This is a genomic window from Serpentinimonas barnesii (assembly GCF_000696225.1).
GTDB classification, from domain to species: domain Bacteria; phylum Pseudomonadota; class Gammaproteobacteria; order Burkholderiales; family Burkholderiaceae_C; genus Serpentinimonas; species Serpentinimonas barnesii.
Genome location: NZ_BAWN01000015.1, coordinates 175,243 through 193,941 on the forward strand (window position 1 = coordinate 175,243; position 18,699 = coordinate 193,941).

Here is an 18,699-nt window from a genome sequence, read left to right on the forward strand (position 1 = left end):
CGCCCGCCCCCTTTGTTTCCCCCACGCACGCCCCCCCACCCCATGAAAATCGCAGTCCTTCCCGGTGATGGCATCGGCACCGAAATTGTTGCGCAGGCCCTGGCGGTGCTGCAAGCACTGGAATTGCCCTTCGAGTTCGAGCACGCCCTGGTGGGCGGGGCCGCCTACGCCGCGCACGGGCACCCGCTGCCCGAGGCCACGCTCAAGCTGGCGCAGCAGGCCGACGCGGTGCTCTTTGGGGCCGTGGGCGACTGGAAATACGACCAGTTGGAGCGCCACCTGCGCCCCGAGCAGGCCATTTTGGGGCTGCGCAAGCACCTCGGGCTGTTCGCCAACTTTCGCCCCGCGATCTGCTACGAGCAACTGGTGGATGCCTCCAGCCTCAAGCCCGAGCTCATCGCCGGGCTCGACATCCTGATCATCCGCGAGCTCACCGGCGACATTTACTTTGGCCAGCCGCGCGGGCGCCGCATCGCCAGCGACGGCCTGTTCCCCGGCAGCGAAGAAGCCTTCGACACCATGCGCTACAGCCGGCCCGAAATCGAGCGCATCGCGCACGTGGCCTTCAAGGCGGCGCGCCAGCGCGGCAAGAAAGTCACCAGCGTCGATAAGGCCAACGTGCTGGAAACCTTCCAGTTCTGGAAAGACGTGGTGACCGAAGTCCACGCCCAGTACCCCGACGTGGCGCTGGAGCACATGTACGTGGACAACGCCGCCATGCAACTGGTCAAGCGCCCCAAGGCCTTCGACGTGGTGGTGACTGGCAATATGTTTGGCGACATCCTCTCGGACGAAGCGGCCATGCTCACCGGCTCGATCGGCATGTTGCCCTCGGCCAGCCTGAACGAGCGCGGCCAGGGCCTGTACGAGCCCAGCCACGGCAGCGCCCCCGACATCGCCGGCCAAGGCATTGCCAACCCGCTGGCCACCATTTTGAGTGCCGCCATGCTGCTGCGCTACTCGCTGCGCCAAGACGCCGCGGCAGCGCGCATCGAGGCCGCGGTGCAAAGCGTGCTGGCGCAAGGGCTGCGCACCCCCGATATTTACCGCGAAGGCTGCACCCGCGTCGGCACGGCGCAGATGGGCGCGGCGGTGGTGGCGGCGCTGCGCGCGCAGGCAGGCTAAGCCCGTGTTTGGCGGCGCCGGCGCAACACCCAAGCGTAGATCACCACGTTAAAAATCAGCACCAGCGCCCCGAGCACAAACTGCAACTCGCGCGTCAGCCCCTCGGGGTAAATGACGGCCAGCAGATAGTGCTCGATGAAGCCGCCCTCCACCCCCGCCTGGCCGGCCAGCGCCCGAAAGTGGTTTTCGATGTCGGTCAAGGGGCATGGGGCCCCGGCCAGCATGACAAAAAAAGCCCATGCGGCGCAAGGCAGTTGCAGCCACGGCACCCAGCGCCACCGAAGCGCCAGCACCGCCCCGAACACCGAAAACACGATGTAGAGCAGGTGCAGCGACAGCACCAGATCGGCAGCCAGACGGTAGAGCATGGGTGAAGACTATCGCAAAACCCTGACCCGCGCATGCAAAACCCGAGCAAAATCCGATCCCTAAACCCGGCTAGAATGGCTACCCATGTTTATGCACTGCGCGCCCGCATTCCACGCAACCCCTGCCTCCCGGCCGGGCTGGGCGGTGCGCGCCTTCATCAAAACCACGACCGGCTGAACACAGCCCGGTTCGTCGCGCCCCCACCCGGCCAGACGAGCCGGGGCAGCTGGTTTAACAGGCGGTCTGCCATGCGGCCCGCCACTGCAGCGATTTTTTAACTGAAAGGGCGTTTGTCATGAGCAAAGTGGTAGGTCTGGTCGGCTGGCGCGGCATGGTCGGTTCGGTGTTGATGGACCGCATGAGCGCCGAGGGCGACTTCGCGCACATCGATCCGGTGTTTTTCTCCACCTCCAACGCGGGCGGGGCTGCGCCGGAGCAAGCCCGCACCCAGCGCACGCTGCAAGACGCCAACGACCTCGCGGCGCTGGCGCGCTGCGACATCATCCTCACCTGCCAGGGCGGTGACTACACCAAAGCCGTGTTTGCGCGCCTGCGCCAAAGCGGCTGGCAAGGGCACTGGATCGACGCCGCTTCGGCGCTGCGCATGGAAGATGACGCGGTCATCATCCTCGACCCGGTCAACGAGGGCCTGATCCGCAACCGGCTGGCGGCGGGCGGGCGCAACTGGATCGGCGGCAACTGCACCAACTCGATCCTGCTCATGGGCTTGAACGGCCTGTTCAAGGCCGATCTGGTCGAGTGGGTCAGCTCCATGACCTACCAGGCCGCTTCGGGCGGCGGCGCCAACCACATGCGCGAGCTGCTGCAAGGCATGGGCGTGTGCCACGCCGCCGTGGCCAACGAATTGGCCAACCCGGCCAGCGCCATACTGGAAATCGACCGCAAGGTGGCGCACGCCATTCGCCACGAGGTGCCGCGCGAGTATTTCGGTGCCCCGCTGGCCGGTGGCCTGATTCCGTGGATCGACGCGCAGCTCGACAACGGCCAGTCCAAAGAAGAATGGAAAGGCCAGGCCGAGGTCAATAAAATTCTGGGCACGGCGCAGACCATCCCGGTCGATGGCCTGTGCGTGCGCATCGGGGCCATGCGCTGCCACAGCTTGGCGCTCACGCTCAAGCTCAAGCAAGACCTGCCGCTGGCCGAGATCGAGACCCTGATCCGCAACGGCAACCCGTGGGTCAAGTGGGTGCCCAATGAGCGCGCCGCTTCGGCCCAAGAGCTCACACCCGCCGCCATCACCGGCGGCCTGCAGGTGGGGGTGGGGCGGGTGCGCAAGCTCAACATGGGGCCGCAGTACCTGTCGGCGTTTGTGATCGGCGACCAACTGCTGTGGGGCGCGGCCGAGCCGCTGCGGCGCATGCTGCGCATCCTGTTGGCGGCTTGAGGGTATAGTGGCGGTTGAATGATCGACGGTTTGTTGCTCCGATGCAACGATCAGCGCCTCATTTGACCGCAACCGGGCTTCCGCACGGATTCAGGCTGAATCTGAGCTTGTCAATGCAAGCGCTTGATGTTATGGTCAAATGGCTTTGCAAATGCCAGAGGTGTTTGTGCCTTACTACCCTTCCAAATTGCACCCCATGGGACCCAAAACCCTAGCCAGCAGCAAGACTCCCCACACCAACCAGCGGCTGCGCTGGCGCCCGTTGGTGAGCGCGGTCGCAATCGCGGCCGCCCTCACGGTGTCGGCAAGCCAGGCGTGGGCCGTGGCGCTGGGGCGGGTGACGGTTCAGTCGCAGCTGGGGCAACCGCTGCGCGCGGAAATTGAATTGCCCCAATTGTCTGCCCAAGATGCGGCAACCTTGCAAGCCAGTGTGGCGGCACCGGAGCGCTTCCAAGCGCTCAACTTGAGCTTCAATCCAGCCCTCAACGACGTGCAGTTTCGGCTGGTCGTTCTGCCCGACGGGCGCAGCGTGTTGCGCCTAAGCAGCAACACCGCCATCACCGAACCCTTCCTCGACTTGCTGGTGCAAGCCAATTGGGCCAACGGGCAGTTGCTGCGCGGCTACACGCTGTTGTTCGACCCGCCCAACCTGCGCCCTGCCACCGAACCGCTGCCGCCGGTTGCTGCCGTGGTGGCGCCTCAAATACCAGCCCCACCGACGCCTGCGCCCGTTCCCACGGTAACGCAAGTGCGTCCGGCGGTACCACTGCCCCCCGCCGCCCCCCCGCGAGCGGCCGCTGCACCCACGACTCCACCCACCCAAGCGCCCCCGGCTGCCGTGCGCGCACCCGCACCCGAGTCCGTTACGGTGCGCCGTGGCGATACGGCGGGTCGCATTGCTCAGGCCCACCTGCCGGCTGGGGTCTCGCTCGACCAAATGCTGGTGGCGCTGCTGCAAGCCAACCCCGACGCCTTCATGGGCGCCAACGTCAACCGGCTGCGTGCCGGGGTCGTGCTCGATTTGCCCGATGCCCAAGCCGCCAGCGCCACCCCGGCCCCCGAGGCGCGCCGCATTGTGCAGGCCCACAGCCGCGACTTCAACGAGTTCCGGCGTCGCTTGGCGGCATTGGCGCCCGCCCAAGTGGCGCCTGAAGCCACCCGTGCTGCAGCCGGCGCGGTGCAAGCCGAGGTCGCCGACCCGCGGCCTGCTGCCACGGCGCAAGACCGTTTGACGCTGGAGCGCGGCACCCTGCCCGACACCGCTGCCGACCAACTGGCCCAAGCGCGGCAACAGCAGGCTGCACAGCAGCAAGCCGCCGAGCTCGAGCGCAATCTGCAAGAGCTCGAACGCCTGCGCCAGGCTGCGCTGGCCGCTGCCACCTCACCCGCCCCAGCGGCTGCCACCACGGCCCCGGCAGCCACCGCTGCCCCGGTTGCACCTGAAACCGCTGTTCCGCCCACAGGGCCGACCGTTGAGGTGGCGGCCGCAGTCGCACCGCCGGCTCCCCCGGCACCGGCAGCCGAGCCGCCGGCCCCGCCAGCCCCCCCCTTGGCAGAAGCCGCTGCACCCAGTTTGGTGCAGACCCTCACCACCCACCCGCTGGCGCTGCCCGTCGCCGGAGGGGCCGCCGCCCTGCTGTTGCTGGGCTTGTTGGCCGCACGCATGCGCAGCCGGCGCCAGCAAGAGCGGGGCGCCTTGGACGACCGGGACGATCCGCAGGCGCTGGACACAGAACACGACCCGTCGAGACACCCCGATACCGAGGCTCCGGCCACTTCGATGATGTACTCGCCCAGCCAGCTCGATGCCGGTGGAGACGTCGATCCGGTGGCCGAAGCCGAGGTGTACCTGGCCTACGGCCGCGAAAAGCAAGCCGAAGACATCCTGGTCGAAGCCATCCGCCTGCACCCCGAACGCCAACCCGTGCACCTCAAGCTGCTGGAAATCTATGGCCAGCGGCGCGATGTGGCCGCCTTCAACGACGCTGCCAAGGTGCTGCATCTGGTCAGTGGCGGCACAGGCGACGCCTGGGATCAGGCGCGCGAGGCCGGGCTGCTGCTCGACCCCGACAACCCCCTCTACCAATGGGCCCCCTCCAGTGCCATGTCCGGTGCGACCGGTTCGGTTTTGCCCGACATCAATCTGGATTTGGAACCCCCACCGCCTCCTGCCACACCGGCTGCTGAGCAAACCGCCGATCCTGCCCCTGAACCGCAGCCGGCGGCAACTGCCGCGAACGACGAGTTGGATGCCCTGCTGATGGGCCAGCGCAAACCCACCACCCAAGCCGAACAAGCCATCGACTTCGATTTCGACCTCGAACCCGCTCCCTCCTCTGCACCCGCACCCAGCCCCACCGCGACCAGCGAGGCGGCGCCTCCGCCTCCTGCTGCTGCATCCGCGCCGCAGGGGCTCGACTTCGATCTCGACCTGAGCGATTTCGATGCACCCGCGCCCCAGCCGCCCGCTTCAGCGCCTGCACCCGCTCCCGAGCAAACAGCGGCTTCCGACCCACTCCCTGCCAGCCTGAAGGACTTGTCGCTCGACCTCGACCTCGACCTCGGCCTCGACACACAAGGAGCCGACCCCTTGGAGACCAAGTTGTCGCTGGCACAAGAGTTCGATGCCATTGGTGACACCGACGGGGCGCGCTCGCTGGCGCAAGAAGTCGAGCAAGAAGCCACCGGGGCGCTGAAAGAGCAGGCGCGGGCCTTCTTGGCGCGCATCGGCTAAAGCCAGACCCCCTCTCGGAAGGCCCACGCACTTTGCGCCTCGCGCTTGGCATCAGCTACTGCGGCAGCGCCTACCAAGGCTGGCAGAGCCAGACCGGCGGCCAGACGGTGCAAGACCGCCTGCAGGCGGCGCTGGCCGCCTTCACCGCCACCCCGGCCGTGAGCACCCTGTGCGCCGGCCGCACCGATGCCGGCGTGCACGCCCTGATGCAAGTGGTGCATTTCGACACCCCGATCGAGCGCCCGCTGCACGCTTGGGTGCGCGGCTGCAACCGCTACCTGCCGCCCGACATCGCCATCCAGTGGGCGCAGCCGGTGCCCGATGCCTTCCACGCCCGTGCCAGTGCGCTGGCGCGCCGCTATGTGTATGTGCTGCTCGAATCGCCCGTGCGCCCCAGCCTGGAGCACGGCCGCGCCGGCTGGGTGTTTAGGCCGCTGTCGCTGCCCGCCTTGCAAGCGGCGGCGGCGCACCTGCTGGGCCGGCACGACTTCACCAGCTTTCGCGCCTCCAGTTGCCAGGCGCTCAGCCCCGTCAAGCACCTGCGGCGGCTCGACATTTCGCGCCACGGAGCCTACTGGCGCTTCGAGTTCGAGGCCGACGCCTTTTTGCACCACATGGTGCGCAACCTCATGGGCTGTCTGCTGGCCGTCGGCCAAGGCCTGCACCCGCCGGAGTGGATTGCCGCCGTGCTGGCAGCGCGCAGCCGCGCCGTCGCCGCCCCCACCTTCGCCCCCGATGGGTTGTACTTCCTCGGCCCGGTCTATGCCCCGCACTGGGGCCTGCCGAGCCAGGTGCCGGGGCTGGACTGGCTGCCCTAGACCCGCGCTCATCAAGCCATTGCCCGCCATGCCCCACCGCACCCGCATCAAAATCTGTGGCCTCACGCGAGCCGCCGACCTGCGCCACGCTGCCGCCGCCGGGGCCGACGCCGTGGGCTTCGTGCTCTACCCGCCCAGTGCGCGCGCCCTCACTCCCGCGCAAGCGGGCGAGCTGGCGCGGCTGCTGCCCTCCTTCGTCATGCCGGTGCTGTTGTTCGTGAATCCGAGCGCGGCCGAGGTGCAGGCGGGGCTGGCGGCGGTGCCGCAGGCGCTGTTGCAGTTTCATGGTGACGAAACCCCCGCCCAGTGCCAAGCGCTGGCTCAGGGGCGGCCCTATCTGCGTGCGGCGCGCATTCCGCTGGGCGCCGACGCGGCGCGCTTCGATCTCCTAGAATACGCCCAGCAACACGCCGGCGCGCAAGCGCTGCTGCTCGACGCCCAGGTGCCGGGCTATGGCGGCGCCGGCCACGCCTTCGACTGGACAGCCTTCAATTGGTCACACCCCGCACTAAACGCCAGCTCTCGCCTCGTTTTGTCTGGTGGGCTCACACCTGCAAACGTGGCCGATGGCGTGCGCCTGCTGCGCCCGTGGGCGGTTGATGTGAGCTCGGGCGTGGAAGCCGCGCGCGGCATCAAATGCCCCGAACTGATCGAGCGCTTCATCGCCGCCGTGCGCTTGGCCGACGCGGCCGCAGCCTGACCCGCTCCTGCCCAACCTTGCCCCGGCCGGCCCACCCCGAGGCCGACCCGCCGCCCCTACACAACCAAGCACCATGTCCACCGCCCCACCCCTCTACCAGCAGCCCGACCCCAGCGGCCACTTCGGCCCCTATGGCGGCAGCTTTGTCAGCGAAACCCTCACGCACGCCCTGGCCGAGCTGCGCTCCGCCTACGCGCACTACCAGCACGACCCCGAGTTCCTGCGCGAATTCCACTACGAGCTGGCGCACTTCGTCGGCCGCCCCTCGCCCATTTACCACGCCGCGCGCAGCAGCCGCGAGCTGGGCGGGGCGCAGATCTTTCTCAAGCGCGAAGACCTCAACCACACCGGCGCGCACAAGATCAACAACGTGATCGGCCAGGCCATGCTGGCGCGGCGCATGGGCAAGCCGCGCATCATCGCCGAGACCGGCGCCGGCCAGCACGGCGTGGCCACCGCCACCATCTGCGCCCGCTACGGGCTCGAATGCGTGGTCTATATGGGCGCCGAAGACCTCAAGCGCCAGATGCCCAACGTCTATCGCATGAAGCTGCTCGGCGCCACCGTGGTGCCCGTCACGTCTGGCAGCCAGACCCTCAAGGATGCGCTCAACGAAGCCATGCGCGACTGGGTCACGAACGTGGAGCGCACCTTCTACATCATCGGCACCGTCGCCGGGCCGCATCCCTACCCGATGATGGTGCGCGATTTCCAGCGCGTCATCGGCGAGGAATGCCTGCAACAAATGCCCGCCCTGCTGGCCGAACTCGGCCTGCCCGGCAACGGGGCCGAATTGCAGCCCGATGTGGTGCTGGCCTGCGTCGGCGGCGGCAGCAACGCGATGGGGATTTTTCACCCCTACCTGGAGCACCCGCAAACACGCCTGATCGGCGTCGAGGCCGCCGGAGACGGGCTGGAGAGCGGGCGCCACTCCGCCTCGCTGCAAAAGGGCCTGCCCGGCGTGCTGCACGGCAACCGCACCTACGTGCTGCAAGACGAAGACGGCCAGATCGTCGAAACGCACAGCGTCAGCGCCGGGCTGGACTACCCCGGCGTCGGGCCCGAGCACGCTTGGCTCAAAGACAGCGGCCGCGCCGAATACGTGGGCGTCACCGATGAGCAAGCGCTGGCCGCCTTTCACCGCCTGTGCCGCCGCGAGGGCATCATCCCGGCGCTCGAATCCAGCCACGCGCTGGCCTACGCCTTCGCGCTCGCCCCCACTATGCGAGCCGATCAATCGATTTTGGTCAACCTCTCGGGCCGTGGCGACAAAGACCTCGGCACCGTGGCCGAACTGGCAGGAGTCACGGTATGAGTCGCACCCCCTTGAGCCGCATCCCAGCCACCTTCGCGCGCCTGCAAGCGCAGCAGCGCAAAGCGCTCATCCCCTACGTGACGGCGGGTTTTCCGCAGGCCGACTGCACCCCGGCGCTGATGCACGCGCTGGTGCAGGGCGGTGCCGACATCATCGAGCTTGGGGTGCCCTTTTCCGACCCCATGGCCGACGGCCCGGTGATCCAGCAAGCCGGTGAACGCGCGCTGCGCGCCGGCGTCGGGCTGGCGCAGGTGCTGGCCATGGTGCGCGCCTTTCGCACCCACGACCCCCACACCCCGGTGGTGCTGATGGGCTACGCGAATCCGGTTGAGCGCTACCAGATCAAGCACGGTGCCGGCTCCTTTGCGCGCGACGCCGCCGCCGCCGGGGTGGATGGGGTGCTGATCGTCGATTACCCGCCCGAGGAGTGCCAGCAATTTGCCGCCGAGCTCAAAGCCCAGGGGCTGGACCTGATCTTTCTGCTGGCCCCCACCAGCAGCGAGGCGCGCATGGCCGAAGTCGGGCGCGTGGCCAGCGGCTACGTCTATTACGTCTCGCTCAAGGGCGTGACCGGGGCCGGGCACCTCGACACCGCCGCCGTGGAAGCGATGCTGCCGCGCATTCGTCGCCACGTGCACATCCCCGTGGGCGTGGGCTTTGGCATCCGCGATGCCGCCAGCGCCTGCGCCGTGGGCCGCAGCGCCGACGCCGTGGTGATCGGCACCCGCCTGATCCAGTTGCTCGACGCCGCCGCACCCGGCCAGACCGAGGCCGTGGCGCGCGCCTTCATGGCCGAGCTGCGGCTGGCGCTGGATGGCTTGAAGGGCAATCAGGGATAATCAGCGCCGTTGTTTGCCTCCACCCAGCAAGGAAAGTCCGCATGTCCTGGCTCGAAAAACTGCTCCCGCCCAAAATCAAGCGCGCCGACCCGGCCGAGCGCCGCAGCATGCCCGAGGGGCTGTGGCTCAAGTGCCCCAGTTGCGAGGCCGTGCTCTACAAGAGCGACCTGGAAAGAAACCTCAACGTCTGCCCGCACTGCGCGCACCACCACCGCATTGGCGCCCGGGCGCGCCTGAACGCCTTCCTGGACGCAGAAGGCCGCTACGAAATCGGGCAAGAGGTGCTGCCGGTCGATGCGCTCAAGTTCAAAGACAGCCGCAAATACCCGGAGCGGCTCAAAGAGGCGCTGGAGCACACCGGCGAGACCGACGCCCTGATCGTGATCGGCGGCTCGGTGCAGGGCATCGACCTGGTCGCGGCCTGCTTCGAGTTCGAGTTCATGGGCGGCTCGATGGGCTCGGTTGTGGGCGAGCGCTTTGTGCGCGGGGTGGAGGCGGCGATCGAGCAAAAAGTGCCCTTCGTCTGCTTCACCGCCACCGGCGGGGCGCGCATGCAAGAGGGGCTGCTCAGCCTGCTGCAAATGGCCAAGACCAACGCCGCCCTGACGCGGCTGGCCAAAAAGGGCCTGCCCTATATCAGCGTGCTGACCGACCCGACCATGGGCGGGGTGAGCGCCGGTTTTGCCTTTGTGGGCGACGTGGTGATCGCCGAACCCAAGGCGCTGATCGGCTTTGCCGGGCCGCGCGTGATCGAAAGCACGGTGCGCGTCAAGCTGCCGGAGGGCTTTCAGCGCGCCGAATTTTTGCTCGGCAAAGGTGCCTTGGACCTTATTTGCGACCGGCGCGAGCTGCGCCCCACCGTGGCCAATGTGCTGGCCATGCTGCAGCGCCAGAGCGCGGACGCGGTGCTGAGCAGCTAAGGCACAGCTAGGGCAGCAAGGCCAGCGCCTGCATATAGCGCGGGCTGCGCATCAGCTCGTCCCAATCGGGCGCGGCGGCAGCGGGCAGCAAATCGAGGCGGCGCTGCTCGCCCAAGCCGCTGGGCTGCCAGCGGCCTTCAAGCTGGGCTTGGCTCAGGCCGTCGATCAACTCGTCGATGGGATCGCCGCCCTCGACCACGCTCTGGTTGCACAGCAGCACCAGGTCGCAGCCGGCTTGCAGCGCCACCAGCGCGGCTTCGGTGTAGCCCAGCTCGCGCCCGTCGAGGCGGCGCGCCCCGGCCATGCTCAGGTCGTCGCTGAACACGGCGCCGCCAAAGCCCAAATGCTGGCGCAAAATGCCCTCGATCCAGCGCGCCGAAAAACCGGCCGGGCGGCTGTCGATCTGCGCATAGACCACGTGCGCGGGCATGACGGCGTCTAGGCTGGCCTGCAACCAGCCATAGGGCGCAGCGTCGGCGGCCAAAATAGCGCCCAGGCTGCGCGGATCGAGCGGGATTTCGAGGTGCGAATCGGCCGCCACGTAGCCGTGCCCAGGAAAGTGTTTGCCGCAGTTGCGCATGCCCGCTTGCAACAGGCCGTGCATGAGCGCCTGCGCCAGCACACTCACGATGCGCGCATCGCCCGCCAGGGCGCGGTCGCCGATCACGGCGCTGCCGCCGTAATCGAGGTCCAGCACCGGGGTGAAGCTCAAGTCCACCCCGCAGGCGCGCAACTCGGCCGCCAACACGTAGCCGCAGGCGGTGGCGGCGCGGCAGGCGGCGAGTGCGGCGGCGCCCGGCAGATCAGACGCTGCGCCTGGCCTTGGCTCAGTCTCGCCCAGCCACATCTGCCCCAGGGCGCGCATGGGCGGCAGGTGCGTAAAGCCATCGCTGCGAAAGCGCTGCACCCGCCCACCTTCGTGATCGACGCAAATCAGCAGATCGGGGCGCACTTTTTTGATCTGGCGGCACAACTTGCTCAGTTGGGCGCGGCTCTCCCAGTTGCGGCCAAACAGGATGATGCCGCCCACCAGGGGGTGCGCGAGGCGGCGTTTGTCGGTTTTGCTCAGGCCGGTGCCGGCCACGTCGATGATCAGGGGGGCGTGTTGCATCATGGGTTTTGCTCCACCACCACAAAGCTGGTGGCATAGTCGCTCTCATCGCTGAGGCTGATGTGGGCGCGCAGCCCACGGGACTCGAACCACAGCAGCAAGCTGCCGTGCAGGTGCAGCGTGGGTGCGCCGCTGGGCAGGTTGAGGATTTCGCAGGCGCGCCAGCTCATGGGCTGGCGCAGCCCCAAGCCGATGGCTTTGCTGAAGGCTTCCTTGGCGCTAAAGCGCGTGGCCAAGTAGCGCAGACCGCGCTCGGGGCTGCGTGCGCAGCGCTGCTGCCAGATGGGCAGCTCTTGCGCGCCCAGCACGCGCTGGGGCAGGCGCTCGCCGTGGCGCTGCAGCGCGGCGCGCATGCGCCGGATGTCGCACACGTCGGTGCCGATGCCAAAGATCATGGCGCGGGGTGGTCTTGGCTGCCGCTGGCAATGGCCGCCAGATAGCCCCGCACCGTGGCGCTGTAGCCGAGTTCGAGCGCGTCGGCGATCAGGGCGTGCCCAATCGAAACCTCGGCCACCGGCGGCAAGGCGCGCAAAAAAGGCCCGAGGTTGGCGCGGTTGAGGTCGTGCCCGGCGTTCACCGCCAGCCCGGCGGCGTGCGCGGCCTGCGCGGCGGCGGCGTAGCGCTGCAATTGCGCCTCCAGGGCTGCCCCGGCCCCCTCCCCTGCCGCATACGCTGCCGCATACGCCGCCGCATAGGGCTCGGTGTAAAGCTCCACCCGCTGCGCCCCCACGGCGCGTGCCGCCGCCATCTGCTCCGGGTCGTCGGCATCCATGAACAGGCTCACGCGCACCCCCAGCGCCAGCGCCTGCTCGATCAGTGGGCGCAAGCGCTCGGCATCGGCGGGGAAGTTCCAACCGTGGTCGCTGGTGAACTGGCCCACGCTGTCGGGCACGAAGGTGAGCTGGTGCAGCGGCAGGCCGCGTGCGCGCACCTGGCGCGCCACATCAAGCAGGTTGTGTAAGGGGTTGCCTTCGATGTTGTATTCGCGCTGCGGCCAGTGCTGCAGCAGCTCGGCCAGATCGAACACATCGTGCAGGCGGATGTGGCGCTCGTCGGGCCTTGGGTGTACGGTGATGCCTTGCGCCCCAGCTTCCAGGCAGGCTTGCGCGGCGCGGCACACGCTGGGGATGCCCAGATGGCGGCTGTTGCGCAGCAGTGCCACCTTGTTGAGGTTGACCGACAAGGCGCAGCGGGGGGCAAAATCGGCAGCAGGTGGCATGAGCAATGGGGCCGGCAAGGCGATGGGGTTAAGGCTAGGCGAGCGGGCTTGGAGTCAGATTCGGGTCGGATTCTGGGTCGGCTTCGGATTCGGATTCGCTTCAGGGCAGGCCGCAGCGCGGTGCCGATCCAGCCCGAGGGCCAATTCAGACCGGCACCACCGCGCGGCTGCCCACGAAGCGCTGCACCTGCTGCGCCCAGCGCCGCGTCTGGAACTCGCGCACCCCGCTATGGTAGTGCAAGGCGGCACGCAGCTGGCGCCGCAAGGCCCCGCTGCGGTCTTGCTGGCACAGGGGCAGCAAGCTGGGCCAGACCGAGCCCTGCTGCAAGGCAGCGTGCAGCGCCAGCCAATAGTCCGCGCTGCAGGCCGCCGCTTCGCCATCACCCGCAGTGTCTGGCACCTCTCGCAAGCCGCCCTGCACCTGCAACTGGTAGCGCGCCTCGGGGCGCAGCGGCTGCAGGCTGGCGGCGTCTTGCTCCAGCGCGGGCAACCAGCCCAGCTCGCGCAGCAGCAGCAGCTCGAAGGCGCGCAGCACCCCCGCCTGCGGTGCTGCGGCGGCCAACAAGGCCAGCGCCTGCGCGTAGTGGTCGTACAGCGTCGGGTGCGGGTCTTCGCGCGCCAGCAGCTTGAGCAACAGTTCGTTGAGGTAATAACCCGCCAGCAAGGCCTCGCCCGGTGGCAGCAACTGCCCGCCCTGCCACTGCGCAGCCTTGAGCGTGCGCACCTCGGTGGCACCGCCCCAGCTCAGGTGCAGCGGCAGCAGCGCCAGCAGCACCGAGCGAAACTGCGAGGTCGGGCGTTTCACCCCCTTGGCCACCAGCGCCACGCGCCCGTGGTGGCGGCTAAACACCTCCAAAATCAGGCTGGATTCGCTCCAGTCGTGGCGCTGCAGCACAAAGGCCGGCTCCTCGTGCACCCGCTTGTTCATGAGCGTCTGCGGCGCAGCGTGGGGGCCACGAACTCAGCGCCGGGCCGCCCCAAGCTGAATTCGCTCCCCCTCGGGGGGCAGCAAGCCGCGCAGCGGCGCAGCGTGGGGGCTCGCTCCCACCGCTTCATCACTCGTAACCAAAGGAGCGCACGCGCGCCTCGTTGTCGGCCCAGCCCGAGCGCACCTTGACCCACAGTTGCAAAAACACCTTGCCGCCCCAGAGCTTTTCCAGCTCTTGGCGCGCCTCGCTGCCGATGCGCTTGAGCTTTTCGCCACCCTCGCCGATCACCATGCCCTTGTGGCCCTCGCGCTCGACCACGATGGTGGCGGCGATGCGGCGCAATTCGCCCTCTTGCGTGAACTGGTCGATCTGCACCGTGCTGGTGTAGGGCAGCTCGTCGCCGGTGAGCCGAAACAGCTTTTCGCGCACCATTTCGGCCGCCATGAAGCGCTCGCTGCGGTCGGTCAGGGCGTCGGCGTCGTGCAGCCATTCCTGCTGCGGCAGGTATTTTTCCACGATCGCCAGCAGGCGCTGCACATCGCGCGGGCTCTTGGCCGACATGGGCACGTACTCGGCATAGGCGCGGCGCTGCTGCATTTGCAACAGCCACGGCGCCAACTCGGCGCGGCTCTGCACGGCGTCGAGCTTATTGGCCAGCAGCAGCGTGGGCACCTGCGGCGGCAGCAGCGCCAGCACCTGCGCATCGGCTGGGCCAAAGCGCCCGGCTTCGACCACAAACACGATCAGATCGACATCGGGCAAGGTGCCGAGCACGGTTTTGTTCAGGCTGCGGTTGAGCGCGTTGCTGTGCCGGGTCTGGAAACCGGGGGTGTCGACGAACACAAACTGGCTCGCCCCTTGCGTGAGCACACCGGTGATGCGGTGCCGCGTGGTCTGCGCCTTGGCCGAGGTGATGCTCACCTTTTGCCCCACCAGCGCGTTGAGCAGGGTCGATTTGCCCACATTGGGCCTCCCGACGATGGCCACCAGCCCGCAGCGGCGCGGCCCTTCTGGGGTGCTGGCTGGCACACTGGCAGCCACTCCCGGCCCCGCGCCTGTTGCAGCACCCTGCACAGCACCCTCCTCGGCTACAGGCTCAGGCGTGCCCAGTGCCTCGTCACCGGCCGGTGCACCCGCCTTGCCAGGCAGCTTGCCCAAGGCCTGCGCCAGCATGGCCTCGAGTTCGTCGGGGCTTTGGGGCGCGGGCGTGGCGCCAGTGGGGGATTTGCGTGCAGTCATGGGGTATCGTTCTGGAGTTGTTGCAGCATCTGCGCGGCGGCGGCTTGTTCGGCGGCGCGGCGCGAACTGCCTGTGCCACGCACGCTTTGGCCGGTTTCGCTGATTTGGCACTGCACCTCGAAGGTCTGCACATGCGCCTGCCCCAGCGTGGCCACCACGGTGTAGAGCGGCAGCTTCATTTTGCGCCCTTGCAGCCATTCCTGCAAGGCGGTTTTGGCGTCTTTGCCGTGCGCGCTCTGGCCCGGGCGCAGGTCGATGCCGGCGTACAGGCGGCGCACCAGCGCTTCTGCGGGGGCAAAACCGGCGTCCAGATAGACCGCCCCGAGCAGCGCCTCCAGCGCATCGGCCAAGATCGAGGGGCGCTGGCGCCCCCCGGAGCGGGATTCACCCTCGCCCAGGCGCAGCAGCTCGGGCAGGCCGAGCTCGAGCGCCAGCCGGTGCAGCGTCTCTTGCCGGACCAGATTGGCGCGCGTGCGCGACAGTTCGCCCTCGTTGTGGCTGTCTAGGCGCTGGTACAGCAGGGCGGTCACGGCCAAGTTGAGCACCGAGTCGCCCAGCAGTTCGAGCCGTTCGTTGTGCTCGGCGGCAAAGCTGCGGTGCGTGAGGGCGCGCAGCAGCAGCGCGGGGTCGGCAAAGCGGTGCCCCAAGCGAGCCTGCAAGGCCAGCAGGGGTTCACGCGCCGCCCCACCCACGTCGGCAGGTCGCATCAGTGGCTGCGGCCCTGGTATTTGAGCACGAGATAGGCCGGCCCAAACAGGTGGATTTCCTCTTGGTAGGCAAACTCCACCAGCAGGCGCTCGTTGTCGCGCGTGATGACCAGATCGGAGCCGGTCACGGCGTCGAAATAGCCCACCGTGCGCGACCGCTCAAAGGCCGTGCGCACCTCGAGTGGGGTCTGGCCGGTTTCGACGGCGTGCTTCATGGCACGCAACACCGACTGGTATTCGATCACCGTGGGCGCGACCCGCGCCGCCAGCACGCCCAGCGCGGCCACCACAATGCCAATGAGCACAATGCCCAAGAAACTGATCCCACGCTGCTGACGCTTCATGTGCGAGCTCCGATTGATGTGAATCCGGGCATCTTAATCAATTGCAACCGCATTGCATCACTCAAAAGCCCCGATGCGGCCCAAATCGCCAAAATTCATCCAAACAAAGAAGGCCTTGCCGACGATATTGGCTTCGGGCACAAAGCCCCAGTAGCGCGAATCGAGCGAGTTGTCGCGGTTGTCACCCAACACGAAGAAGTGCCCGTCCGGCACGGTGCAGACCACGCCTTCAATGCTGTAGCGGCACAGATCGCGGTGCGGAAAATCAGCCGCACCGGGGATGAAGGCTGGCAGGCTCGGGTCGATCAGGGTGCGCACCGTGCGGCCGCTGATGGATTCGGCGTACTGCAGCGAGTGGCGCATCGAGTCCGGGTCGTAGAACTGCGGCAGCGGCTGGCGCGGCACTTCGACCCCGTTGATGCTCAGGCGCTTGTCAAGGAAAGCCACCTCGTCGCCCGGCACGGCCACCACGCGCTTGATGTAGTCCAGATTGGGCTGCGGCGGGAAGCGAAACACCATCACATCGCCGCGCTCGGGGGCGTTGTTGGACAGGATTTTGGTGTGGATCACCGGCAGGCGCACACCATAGTGAAATTTGTTCACCAAAATCAGGTCGCCCACATGCAGCGTGGGCAGCATCGAGCCCGATGGGATTTTGAAGGGCTCGAACAAAAAGGAGCGCAGCAGAAAAACGATCAGGATCACCGGAAACAGCCCGGCGGTCCAGTCCAGCCACCACGGTTGCAGCAGCAGCTTGTGCTGCGCCTCCTGGATATCGACCGCGTCGCCCTTGATTCCTAGGCGCGCCCACTCGGCCTCGCGCTGGCGCTGCTGCTCGGCCAGTTGCTGCGCGGCGGCACGGCGCAGCGGCAAGAAATGCCAGCGCTCGGCCACCCAGTAGGCCCCGGTCACCACCGTGGCGAGAAACAGCAGCAGCGAAAAATTGCCCTGCACCAGCCCCAGGTACCAGGCCAGCCCATAGCCGCCAAAGCCGGCCAGCACCACCCCGGTGAGGGCGGCCATGCCCGATTCGCGGCTCATTCGTCCACCTGCAAAATGGCCAAAAACGCCTCTTGCGGCACCTCGACCGATCCAATCTGTTTCATGCGTTTTTTGCCCGCTTTTTGTTTGTCCAGCAGCTTGCGCTTGCGCGAAATGTCGCCGCCGTAGCACTTGGCGATCACGTTTTTGCGCAGCGCCTTGACCGTTTCGCGGGCAATGATGTTGGCCCCGATGGCGGCCTGGATGGCCACATCGAACTGCTGGCGGCTGATGATCTCGCGCATCTTGGCCACCACCGCGCGCGCCCGAAACTGCGACTGGCTGCGGTGCACGATGATCGAGAGCGCATCAACCTTGTCGCCGTTGAGCATGATGTCCACCTTGACCACGTCGGAGGGGCGGTACTCTTTGAACTCGTAGTCCATGCTGGCATAGCCACGGCTCACCGACTTGAGCTTGTCGAAAAAGTCGAGCACGATCTCGCCCAGCGGCAGCTCGTAGGTGAGCATGACCTGCTTGCCGTGGTAGGCCATGTTTTGTTGCACGCCGCGCTTCTGGTTCGCCAGCGTCATCACCGCGCCCACGTATTCCTGCGGCATGTACAGGTGCACGGTGACGATGGGCTCGCGGATTTCCTGGATGCGCCCGACTTCGGGCATTTTGGCCGGATTTTCCACTTCCAGCAGCTCGCCGTCGCCGCGCAGCACCTGATAGACCACGCTGGGCGCGGTGGTGATGAGGTCTTGGTCGAACTCGCGCTCCAGCCGCTCTTGCACGATCTCCATGTGCAGCAGCCCCAGAAAACCGCAGCGAAAGCCAAAGCCCAACGCCTGCGAGACTTCGGGCTCGTAGTGCAGCGCGGCGTCGTTGAGTTGCAGTTTTTCGAGCGCGTCGCGCAGCTCCTCGTACTCGCTGGCTTCGCTCGGGTACAGGCCGGCAAAGACCTGCGGCTGGATTTCCTTGAAGCCCGGCAGCGCCTCGGTGGCCAGTTGCAAATTGGCCCCGCTGCTGCTCTTGATGGCGGTGAGCGTGTCGCCTACCTTGGCCGCCTTGAGCTCGCGGATGCCCGCGATCACGTAGCCCACCTCGCCGGCGCGCAGCGCCTCGCGCGGCACGTTGCTGGGGGTGAAAACGCCCAGCTTCTCGCAGCTGTAAACGGCCTCGGTGGCCATGAGTTTGATGCGGTCGCCGCGGTTGAGGCGTCCATCGACCACGCGCACCAGCATCACCACCCCAACGTAGTTGTCAAACCACGAGTCGATGATCATGGCGCGCAGCGCCGCATCGGGCTGGCCACGCGGCGGCGGCACCTTGGCCACCACCAGCTCTAGGATGTCGTCTATGCCCATGCCGGTTTTGGCCGAGCAGGGAATGGCGTCGGTGGCGTCGATGCCAATCACGTCTTCAATCTCTTGCCGCGCCGAATCTGGGTCGGCTTGCGGCAAATCCATTTTGTTGAGCACCGGCAGCACCTCCACGCCGAGCTCGAGCGCGGTGTAGCAGTTGGCCACCGTTTGCGCCTCCACCCCTTGGCTGGCATCGACCACCAGCAAGGCCCCTTCGCAGGCGCTCAGGGAGCGGCTCACTTCGTAGGAGAAATCGACGTGGCCGGGGGTGTCGATCAGGTTCAGGTTGTAGGTCTGGCCGTCGCGGGCGGTGTACTGCAGCGCCGCCGTCTGCGCCTTGATGGTGATGCCGCGCTCTTTCTCCAAGTCCATCGAGTCGAGCACCTGCGCGCTCATTTCGCGATCGCTCAGCCCACCGCAGCGCGAAATCAAGCGATCGGCCAGCGTGCTCTTGCCGTGGTCGATGTGGGCGATGATGGAGAAGTTGCGGATGTGCTTCATGGGGGAGAAAACTGAACGGGTGCGCACTGGCGGGCGCACCCGAGGCCTGCGCTAAAACCAGCAGGTCAACCCGCCA

General features: G+C 67.3%; 18 protein-coding genes. 8 read left to right on the plus strand and 10 right to left on the minus strand.

All coding sequences use genetic code 11. The features are described 5' to 3' along the window. Positions 1-42: 42 nt before the first annotated feature. Positions 43-1,125, plus strand: coding sequence for a 3-isopropylmalate dehydrogenase (gene leuB / locus SRAH_RS05835; protein WP_029462414.1), 1,083 nt, complete (start codon positions 43-45; stop codon positions 1,123-1,125). On the opposite strand, the gene SRAH_RS05840 is transcribed toward leuB, so the two are convergent. Continuing rightward, positions 1,122-1,493, minus strand: coding sequence for a DUF2784 domain-containing protein (locus tag SRAH_RS05840; RefSeq protein WP_029462415.1), 372 nt, complete (start codon positions 1,491-1,493; stop codon positions 1,122-1,124). The two genes, leuB and SRAH_RS05840, sit on opposite strands and share 4 nt — an antisense overlap. A 296-nt stretch (positions 1,494-1,789) precedes the next feature. Here SRAH_RS05840 and asd point away from each other — a divergent pair, with 296 nt between their 5' ends. The 7 genes from asd (at position 1,790) to accD (ending at position 10,225) form a co-directional block, all read left to right on the plus strand. Further along, entirely contained in the window at positions 1,790-2,899 is a 1,110-nt protein-coding gene (gene asd, locus SRAH_RS05845; RefSeq protein ID WP_029462416.1) for an aspartate-semialdehyde dehydrogenase, read from the plus strand. Positions 2,900-3,095: 196 nt separating this feature from the next. After that, on the plus strand, positions 3,096-5,633 hold the full coding sequence (locus tag SRAH_RS05850; protein WP_045476373.1) for a FimV/HubP family polar landmark protein: 2,538 nt from the start codon (positions 3,096-3,098) through the stop codon (positions 5,631-5,633). Between the two features lie 32 nt (positions 5,634-5,665). Next, positions 5,666-6,451, plus strand: a complete 786-nt coding sequence (truA, locus tag SRAH_RS05855; RefSeq protein WP_029462418.1) for a tRNA pseudouridine(38-40) synthase TruA — start codon at positions 5,666-5,668, stop codon at positions 6,449-6,451. A gap of 28 nt (positions 6,452-6,479) precedes the next feature. After that, entirely contained in the window at positions 6,480-7,151 is a 672-nt protein-coding gene (locus SRAH_RS05860) for a phosphoribosylanthranilate isomerase (RefSeq protein ID WP_029462419.1), read from the plus strand. A gap of 73 nt (positions 7,152-7,224) precedes the next feature. Beyond that, the gene (gene trpB / locus SRAH_RS05865; RefSeq protein ID WP_045476314.1) at positions 7,225-8,466 is read left to right on the plus strand and encodes a tryptophan synthase subunit beta; all 1,242 of its coding nucleotides are present in this window, start codon (positions 7,225-7,227) and stop codon (positions 8,464-8,466) included. An 11-nt stretch (positions 8,467-8,477) separates the two neighbouring features. After that, positions 8,478-9,305: a tryptophan synthase subunit alpha gene (gene trpA / locus SRAH_RS05870; protein ID WP_029462421.1), complete on the plus strand. Its 828-nt coding sequence runs from the start codon at positions 8,478-8,480 to the stop codon at positions 9,303-9,305. Positions 9,306-9,346: 41 nt separating this feature from the next. After that, positions 9,347-10,225 (plus strand): acetyl-CoA carboxylase, carboxyltransferase subunit beta, encoded by an 879-nt coding sequence (accD, locus tag SRAH_RS05875; RefSeq protein WP_029462422.1) that lies wholly within the window; start codon positions 9,347-9,349, stop codon positions 10,223-10,225. Between the two features lie 7 nt (positions 10,226-10,232). Here the strand turns inward: accD and nagZ are convergent, their stop codons facing one another. The 9 genes from nagZ to lepA all read right to left on the minus strand — a co-directional run bounded on the left by nagZ (position 10,233) and on the right by lepA (position 18,623). Continuing rightward, on the minus strand, positions 10,233-11,339 hold the full coding sequence (gene nagZ / locus SRAH_RS05880) for a beta-N-acetylhexosaminidase (protein ID WP_029462423.1): 1,107 nt from the start codon (positions 11,337-11,339) through the stop codon (positions 10,233-10,235). Then, complete coding sequence (acpS, locus tag SRAH_RS05885; protein ID WP_029462424.1) at positions 11,336-11,731, minus strand: holo-ACP synthase; 396 nt, start codon at positions 11,729-11,731, stop codon at positions 11,336-11,338. The genes nagZ and acpS overlap by 4 nt, the downstream gene beginning before the upstream one ends. Then, the gene (locus tag SRAH_RS05890; RefSeq protein WP_029462425.1) at positions 11,728-12,555 is read right to left on the minus strand and encodes a pyridoxine 5'-phosphate synthase; all 828 of its coding nucleotides are present in this window, start codon (positions 12,553-12,555) and stop codon (positions 11,728-11,730) included. Before SRAH_RS05890 ends, acpS begins: the two co-directional genes overlap by 4 nt. A 145-nt stretch (positions 12,556-12,700) precedes the next feature. Next, complete coding sequence (gene recO, locus SRAH_RS05895; protein ID WP_029462426.1) at positions 12,701-13,483, minus strand: DNA repair protein RecO; 783 nt, start codon at positions 13,481-13,483, stop codon at positions 12,701-12,703. Positions 13,484-13,610: 127 nt separating this feature from the next. Next, entirely contained in the window at positions 13,611-14,657 is a 1,047-nt protein-coding gene (gene era / locus SRAH_RS05900) for a GTPase Era (protein ID WP_082210087.1), read from the minus strand. A gap of 62 nt (positions 14,658-14,719) precedes the next feature. Beyond that, positions 14,720-15,430: a ribonuclease III gene (gene rnc, locus SRAH_RS05905; RefSeq protein WP_045476316.1), complete on the minus strand. Its 711-nt coding sequence runs from the start codon at positions 15,428-15,430 to the stop codon at positions 14,720-14,722. After that, entirely contained in the window at positions 15,430-15,720 is a 291-nt protein-coding gene (locus SRAH_RS05910; RefSeq protein WP_439645540.1) for a DUF4845 domain-containing protein, read from the minus strand. The genes rnc and SRAH_RS05910 overlap by 1 nt, the downstream gene beginning before the upstream one ends. A 111-nt stretch (positions 15,721-15,831) precedes the next feature. After that, positions 15,832-16,797 carry a signal peptidase I gene (lepB, locus tag SRAH_RS05915; protein WP_029462430.1) on the minus strand — a complete coding sequence of 322 codons (966 nt, stop codon included), beginning with the start codon at positions 16,795-16,797 and terminating at the stop codon, positions 15,832-15,834. 14 nt (positions 16,798-16,811) lie between these two features. After that, the gene (gene lepA / locus SRAH_RS05920) at positions 16,812-18,623 is read right to left on the minus strand and encodes a translation elongation factor 4 (protein WP_029462431.1); all 1,812 of its coding nucleotides are present in this window, start codon (positions 18,621-18,623) and stop codon (positions 16,812-16,814) included. Positions 18,624-18,699: the final 76 nt, after the last annotated feature.